The organism is uncultured Campylobacter sp., from assembly GCF_937997465.1.
In the GTDB taxonomy this organism is placed as follows: domain Bacteria; phylum Campylobacterota; class Campylobacteria; order Campylobacterales; family Campylobacteraceae; genus Campylobacter_A.
Window position 1 is genome coordinate 1 of sequence record NZ_CALKTQ010000023.1, and the last position, 6,877, is coordinate 6,877.

Below are 6,877 nucleotides of genomic sequence, written 5' to 3' on the forward strand. Positions count from 1 at the left end.
GCAGGTTAAATTTGAGCGGATAAATTTGGTATTTTAGATTAATTTTTTATGAAGTATAGTTAAATTTTGAGGAAAAGCGAAGGCAGATTTACATTAAATTCTAATCAAGTTTTTTATCTGTCATTTTTTAAATTAGTTTTGGATGCTAAACCTTTTTAGATATATCACCTCAGCCCATCCCCATTCCAACATCATTTCTTCTAAATTATATCCTCTTTGATCTCAGGAGCTTTATCTTCAATAAACTCCTTTATGATCGGAATTTTGTTTGCTATGCTCTTAAAGAAATTTACGATTTTATCTTTAAAGGCTTTAAGCAGAGCATTCTCCTCTTTTAGTCTCTCGTTTTCTTCTTCTAGCTTCTGTTTTTCTTTTTGTATCGTTCTATTGATTTTTGTGGCATTCTTTAGTTTATAGAGCGTTTTTTCTCGTTTTTTATTTAGGATTTCTGCTTTATCGGCTTGCTTTTTATATATGTTTATTTGCGTTTCTAATTTGGCTTTTTCTTCTTCTATATACTTGTTTTGGATTTCGATATTAATCTTTTGACCTTCGATATATTTTAACCTTTTCATTTCTGTCTCATTAGTCTGAGCTTGTTCTAGGATTTTTTCGTCGCTTGATATCTTATTTTCGAGCTCTTTTATGACGATATCCTTTTGTTTTATAGCCTCTTTTAACTCCTTAATTTCGTTTTGTTGCGAGATGACTATCTCTTTATCGCTAAATTTCGCGTTTAATTCTTTTAGTTCTGAATTTTCTTTAAGCAAGAGTTCATTGTTTGCCTCTAGCTCTTTGTTTTGTGCAAAAACTTCACTCTTACTAGCTAATTGTTTTTCTAGCTCGTCTATTTGTTCTTTTAATTTGGGGGTTTGAAGTATCGTAATATTTTCTTCGGCAGCAGCATAGATCACTTCGCTAATGGTTTTTGTGAACTCGCTCATGCCGTCCTTGGATATTTTATAGTACGACTCGCCTATTAGTGGGTTTACCTTCTCAAAATTTTCATTGACGTACTCTTGAATGCTAGAATCTATTTCATTTTTTAACGCTTTTTCGTTTTCATAAGAGATTTCGGTTTTATGCATTTGTTTTAGATTCTTGTGAGTAGCCTTGCTACCTCTTACGCCTCTTACAGCGATACCCCTAAACGCATCTGCGCCCATATCTTGCAGTTCCTTGCCGTATTTAGACATCTGTGTTTTATTTCTCCTGATACAAGCGTGATTGGCATAATCGTAGTTTTCAAAAATTATCTGCCAATGTTTGGTCTTTTCGTCGTTGTGCTAGCAGGCAGAGATGCACTCTACGCCGTATTTATTACAATAACCGTTAATGAAGCCCATAACCCTAGGAAGCATATCTAAACCATTGATAAAAGCGGATTCATCTTTGTTTAGCCCTTCTTTGGCCTCTTTGGATCTTTGCGTACCGAAAGAGAGAATAATTTCGGTAAAAGGCGTCATCTTCTTTTGCCAAGCTCGCTTTTTTGCTTTTCCATTTTTATCGGTTATCTTTTGCTTTTCATAATCGGCTTTAAGTTTAGATAGTTTTTCTTTTATAAGTTTTTCGATGTTATCGTGCGTCATTTGGGTTTGAGACATATCCACTAGAGCACCAAAAGGGCTTTGAACATAATACTTATTGCTTTTAGAACCTCTTCTTAAATACCGAATTTTCTTGGCTTGTTTGGGCTCTCTTAAGTTGTGAGCCATCCTACTGATGGCTTCTTGCGGAGTTAAATTCTCCGATAAAACGTTAATTACGATCTCGTAGCCGTTTATTTTCATATTTTACAGATCGGACTATATAAGCTCAGCGTCTAAAACGCATAGATTTTGATCTCCAGCGGCTATCCATTTTTCTATTTTTTCTCTATCGTATAGAACTTTTCTACCACCTAGTTTTATGTATGGTAATATACCTTTAGATCTCCAAATCGATTGGGCATCAGTACCGACACTAAAGAGAGCTTCAAATTCCATGGGCGTTATAAACTTTTTTTGACAAGGATTTATTTGCATTTTTTCCCTTTTTACAAAATTTTGCATCCATCCTACCATGTAACAAGCCTTGAGTCCAGCAAAAAGTCGGTTCACCAAAAGATAATTTACTGTTTTTGTTTTGTGGTGCCAGAGGGGCGGTCGGATGCTTAGACAAATTTACAAAAAAGTTTAATATCTTTTATGATATAATCCGTCCGAAGGATAAAGTTTGTGGGAAATTATATTTTTGGACGATCGAGTAGCTGAAGATTTTAAAGCCCTACCTCCTAAAATTTCCGCTAACATGACACATATATTTAAGCTCTTGCGTCTTTACGGCAACCAAGTCGGTGAGCCGCAAACTAAAAGCTTAGGCGACGGGCTTTTTGAGATAAGGGCTAAGGGTGCAGAAGGTATAGGCAGAGGTATATTTTGGTATATGGCTGGTAGGCGCGTTTATATATTGCACGTGTTTGTAAAGAAAAGCGATAAAATACCTCAGAAAGAACTGGATATCGCCAGAAATAGATTGAAGGAGTTAAAAAATGCCTGAAGTAAAATTTGACGACGTATTTAATGAAATGATGAAAAACGATGAATTTAGAGCCGAATACGAAGCCCTGATGCCCGAATACGAACTAAAAAGCGAGTTGATAAAAGCTAGAATAAAAAGCGGACTGACGCAGTCGCAGCTAGCGGAGAGGATGGGTATGAAACAGTCCAATCTAGCTAGACTAGAAAGCGCAAGCGGAGATTTTAAATTTCAGACGATAATCAAATACGCAAAAGCATTGGGATTAAAGCGGCTAAATATCGCACTAAACTAACAAAAAAAGGCGAGGTCAAAATTTGCCTCGCGCAAACACATCTTATAAACCAAGAAGTGGGCGATACTGGCTTTAACTTGAAGACTATTTCTGCCCTAATCTTTTAGTGGCTACTAAATTTTCTATCACTTGCGAGCTTTTCTGGGTCGCTTTGTAAGTATCGACGCCTAGATAGTGTTGTAGGGTCGCCAGTTCTTCGTGCAATAAAGTGCCCGACATCGTATGGATATCCGCGCTAGCTTCCGCAAGAGCGCCTACTACTATATCTCGCGCCATATGCAGGTGAAAATTTTCAACACCCGAAAGTTCTCTGATTTTTTTAACTCGTCTGTCTAGATTAACTATCGTCTCGCCGCTTACGGGGCTAGCAAATACCAGCTCAGCTATTCTCGGTATCTCTTGTAGCTTGGACGCTATAAAATTTGGGATGACTACGATATAGTCGTTAGAGTTTTTTGTCCTCTCTAAAAGCATAGTGTTGTTGCTGAAATTTATGTTTTTCCATTTTAGGTTTAAAATTTTGGACTTTCGCCTGCCCGTAAAAATCAGGACAAAAAGCGTCCAGTAAAAAACGTCGTCGGCGTAAAGTTCATTAATGGCGGAAAACAAATTTCTAAGTTTATCCGAACAGTTGATGACTTTTGATTTTTTCTCAATCTTGTCTAGCTTTAAACCAAACGTCGGTTCAAAAGCTAGAGCCCTATGAATAAGCGCATACTTAAACATAGGGCGCAAAATTTCCTTTATCGTTTTATTGTATGTTTTTGGCGATAACCCTTTGCTTCGCATAGAATTATAAAAAATTTGAATATGATCAAGCGTTACCTTTTCTATTGCTAGCGAGCCTAGCGGGTTGTTTTTGATATGATTGTTAAACATCGCCGCTAGCCCTGTCGTAGCTTTGGTTTTGGCTCTAGTTTCCATATATAAATCCCAAAGCTGCTTAACTTTAATATTTGGCTGGATCCTAGAAACGGCAGATACCGCCATATCTTTGCTTTTTACCCATTCGGCAAAAACCGCCATAGCTTCTTGTAAATATTCTCGCCCGGTCCATTTTTCTCTTACGGCTATTTCAATTACTTTGGTAGCTCGCTTTCCGTCACTACTTCTTTTTCTGAATAAAAATTTATTCGTATGATTTTTACTCACGTATATATTTGGAACTTTCGTCTTTTTGTATTCGCTTAGACTGATTGACATTTGAGTCCTTTTTAAAATTCTTTGCACCGCTTTGGGTAACCCGCTGGGTAACCCATCTCCACAATACAATCTGTTTTATCATATGTTGATTTGATCTACTTTTAAATTTTTAGTACTAAATTTGGATAAATTTTACAGTATGCTACCTACTTTAGATAAAATCTGACATAGATTAATATAATTTAAAATATTTTGCTGTAAAATTTTCATAAAATTTAACTACTTGCATAGCCGAAAGGAGATTGCCGTGGGTCAAATTTTAAACGACACCTTAAGCCAAATTTATGAAAATTTAGGCGACGAAATAAAAAATTTAAACGTGCAGCGCGTTGTGGTCGGGCTGTTTTTTACGGGCGTAAAGCTAAGTAACGGCGTTTGCGGCGTGAGCTACACTCCGCTAAAATCATTTCCGCAGGCCGTTTGCTGTCCGTCGCAAGCCGCGATAATGCCAAAATCCGGTAACATCTGCGGTAAAAACGTAAAAACTCTTTTAAAAGACATAACTAGCGATAGCCCTATCAAAAAAACCATCGCCGTAGCCGCCCTAAACGCGCTTTCGCAGACGTGTTATGAGCGCTCTGGTAGTCCGTATGCGACCAAATTTAAGGCCGATCCTTTTGACGAGTTAGCTATCAAGGGCAGCTCGTTTAGCGTGATTGTGGGTGCACTGGTGCCTTACATCAAATTTATGATAAAAAACGGCCTGGATTTTCGCATTTTGGAGCTTGATAAGAGCGCTCTAAAAGGCGATGAGCTAAAGTATTTTATCCCGCAAGAATGCGCCGCGGACGCGGTCAGAGCGGCCGATAATCTCATAATAACCGGCGTCACGCTATTAAACGACATGCTGGAGGAGATCTTGAGCTTAAAAAAGAGCGGGGCCGAAGTCATCGTCGTCGGACCGACGGTTTCGATGTCGCCTAAAGCGCTTTTTGATAGGGGCGTGAGTCGTGTGGGCGGCGTCTACACTACGCATGCGGACGAGCTTTTGGATGTGATCGCGCAGGCTGGTTCGGGGTATCATTTTTTCGGCAAATTTGGGGAGAGATTCGTAATGAGTCGCGAGAGTTCGACTTCTAAATTTAACGATCAAAATGCATAAAACCAAATTTGACTAAATTTGCAGTCCAGGGAGTGATTTTGTTTAATGTAAAATCACCGGCTTGATATTAAATTTAAAACAAAAGTAGATAAAAATCAGTTTTAAATTTGTGCGAATTTATAAGAATTTTGTCGAATATAAAAAAGGGCCGAGCAAATCGCCCGACCCAAATTTGTGCTAGCAAATTTTAATAAAACGAACTAACCTTGCCCGTCAAATTTACCATGATATTTTTCATCTGAGTGTAGTGCTCGAGGATGATTTTGTGCGTTTCGCGGCCGATGCCCGAGCTCTTGTAGCCACCGAACGGGCTGCCCGCCGGGATCTGGTTGTAGCAGTTTATCCACACGCGGCCCGTCTCCATCGCGCGAGCGGTACGGATGGCGCGAGTGATGTCCTGCGTGAAGACGCCGCCGCCTAGACCGTATTCGCTGTCGTTTACCATCTTTATCAGCTCGTCCTCGTTTTTAAATTTGATCACGACGCCCACAGGGCCGAAGATCTCCTCTCTGGCTACGCGCATATCGTTGCTCACGTCCACTAGCAGTGTCGGCTCGACGAAGCTATCTCCCGCAGCCGCGAGCTTGCCTCCGACGGCGATTTTGGCGCCTTCTTTGACGCCGATGTTGATGTACTCGACGATCTTGGCGGCTTGTTTGGCGTTGATCTGAGAGCCCATCTGCGTCTTTGGATCCAGAGGATCGCCGACTTTTAGATTTTTAAATTTCTCTACCGCCGCGGCGATAAATTTGTCGTAAATTTTCTCCTCGACAAATATCCTACTGCCCGCGCAGCAAACTTGCCCCTGGTTAAATAAAATACCCATCTGAACGCCGTCTAGAGCCAGATCAAAGTCTGCGTCGGCGTAGATGATGTTGGCTGATTTGCCGCCTAGCTCGAGCGTTGCCGGGATGATTTTTTCAGCCGCCGAGATGGCGATCTCGCGTCCGATCTCGGTCGAGCCGGTAAATGCGATCTTGTCGATGCCGCTGTGCTTTTGTAAAAACGCTCCTGCGCCGCTGCCTTTGCCCGTTATCACGTTTACGACGCCTTTTGGTAGCACGTCTTTGATGAGGCGCATTAGCTCGAGCACGCTCAGGCTTGTCTCAGACGACGGTTTTAGCACGCTCGTGTCGCCCGCGGCGATGACCGGGGCTAGCTTCCACGCCGCCATCAAAAACGGGAAATTCCACGGTACGATCTGCGCTACGACGCCGATAGGCTCGCGTAAGATGAGCGAGAGGTGCTTTTCTTCGAGTACGTTTGCGCTACCCTCTTCGCCCTGGATCACGCCGGCAAAATACCTAAAATGCTCCGCCGCGTACGGCACGTCCACGTTTAGCGTCTCGCGGATAGGCTTGCCGTTGTCCATCGTCTCGACTGCGGCTAAAAAGTCTTTGTTTGCGTCGATTATATCGGCGATTTTGAGCAAAATTCTGCTTCGTTCGCTCACCGTGCTATGGCGAAACGTCTTAAACGCTTCGCGCGCGGCCTTGACCGCGGCGTCCACATCCTCTTTGCTCGCGTCCGCGATCGCGGCTAGCTTTTTACCGGTAGCGGGGTCAAAGGTATCTAGCGTCTTGCCGCTGCTTGCAGGGACGAATTCGCCGTTTATAAAAAGGCCGTATTTTTCTTGTAACTTAACCATTTTTTCTCCTTTAAAATTATTTAATAACTGAAATATTACTCCTCGAATATAAATAATTTGATAATTAGAAAATAATCGTTATCAAAAATTTGAGCGAAAATTTGACGGTATT

The 6,877-nt window shown here is 41.1% G+C and carries 8 protein-coding genes; 3 read left to right on the top strand and 5 right to left on the bottom strand.

What is annotated here, in order from left to right:
* Window positions 1–200: 200 nt before the first annotated feature.
* From Q0546_RS00610 to Q0546_RS00620, 3 genes are all read right to left on the bottom strand, one after another.
* Window positions 201–1,196, bottom strand: a complete 996-nt coding sequence (locus tag Q0546_RS00610; RefSeq protein ID WP_298789583.1) for a hypothetical protein — start codon at window positions 1,194–1,196, stop codon at window positions 201–203.
* A 90-nt stretch (window positions 1,197–1,286) separates the two neighbouring features.
* Window positions 1,287–1,790: a hypothetical protein gene (locus Q0546_RS00615; RefSeq protein ID WP_298789586.1), complete on the bottom strand. Its 504-nt coding sequence runs from the start codon at window positions 1,788–1,790 to the stop codon at window positions 1,287–1,289.
* A gap of 15 nt (window positions 1,791–1,805) precedes the next feature.
* Window positions 1,806–2,063 carry a hypothetical protein gene (locus Q0546_RS00620; RefSeq protein WP_298789587.1) on the bottom strand — a complete coding sequence of 86 codons (258 nt, stop codon included), beginning with the start codon at window positions 2,061–2,063 and terminating at the stop codon, window positions 1,806–1,808.
* Between the two features lie 151 nt (window positions 2,064–2,214).
* Here Q0546_RS00620 and Q0546_RS00625 point away from each other — a divergent pair, with 151 nt between their 5' ends.
* Entirely contained in the window at window positions 2,215–2,538 is a 324-nt protein-coding gene (locus tag Q0546_RS00625) for a type II toxin-antitoxin system RelE/ParE family toxin (protein WP_298789589.1), read from the top strand.
* Window positions 2,531–2,812 carry a helix-turn-helix transcriptional regulator gene (locus Q0546_RS00630; protein WP_298789591.1) on the top strand — a complete coding sequence of 94 codons (282 nt, stop codon included), beginning with the start codon at window positions 2,531–2,533 and terminating at the stop codon, window positions 2,810–2,812. The genes Q0546_RS00625 and Q0546_RS00630 overlap by 8 nt, the downstream gene beginning before the upstream one ends.
* Window positions 2,813–2,896: 84 nt before the next feature.
* On the opposite strand, the gene Q0546_RS00635 is transcribed toward Q0546_RS00630, so the two are convergent.
* Window positions 2,897–4,015 carry a tyrosine-type recombinase/integrase gene (locus Q0546_RS00635; protein ID WP_298789593.1) on the bottom strand — a complete coding sequence of 373 codons (1,119 nt, stop codon included), beginning with the start codon at window positions 4,013–4,015 and terminating at the stop codon, window positions 2,897–2,899.
* Window positions 4,016–4,262: 247 nt separating this feature from the next.
* Between Q0546_RS00635 and Q0546_RS00640 the strand changes: the two genes are divergently transcribed.
* The gene (locus tag Q0546_RS00640) at window positions 4,263–5,117 is read left to right on the top strand and encodes a DUF364 domain-containing protein (protein ID WP_298789594.1); all 855 of its coding nucleotides are present in this window, start codon (window positions 4,263–4,265) and stop codon (window positions 5,115–5,117) included.
* A 187-nt stretch (window positions 5,118–5,304) separates the two neighbouring features.
* On the opposite strand, the gene Q0546_RS00645 is transcribed toward Q0546_RS00640, so the two are convergent.
* Window positions 5,305–6,765 (bottom strand): aldehyde dehydrogenase family protein, encoded by a 1,461-nt coding sequence (locus Q0546_RS00645; RefSeq protein ID WP_002951991.1) that lies wholly within the window; start codon window positions 6,763–6,765, stop codon window positions 5,305–5,307.
* Window positions 6,766–6,877: the final 112 nt, after the last annotated feature.

Coding starts and splice junctions, on each gene's coding strand:
- Q0546_RS00610 (WP_298789583.1), bottom strand. CDS start 1,196: ATGTCTAAATACGGCAAGGAACTGCAAGATATGGGCGCAGATGCGTTT.
- Q0546_RS00615 (WP_298789586.1), bottom strand. CDS start 1,790: ATGAAAATAAACGGCTACGAGATCGTAATTAACGTTTTATCGGAGAAT.
- Q0546_RS00620 (WP_298789587.1), bottom strand. CDS start 2,063: ATGGTAGGATGGATGCAAAATTTTGTAAAAAGGGAAAAAATGCAAATA.
- Q0546_RS00630 (WP_298789591.1), top strand. CDS start 2,531: ATGCCTGAAGTAAAATTTGACGACGTATTTAATGAAATGATGAAAAAC.
- Q0546_RS00635 (WP_298789593.1), bottom strand. CDS start 4,015: ATGTCAATCAGTCTAAGCGAATACAAAAAGACGAAAGTTCCAAATATA.
- Q0546_RS00645 (WP_002951991.1), bottom strand. CDS start 6,765: ATGGTTAAGTTACAAGAAAAATACGGCCTTTTTATAAACGGCGAATTC.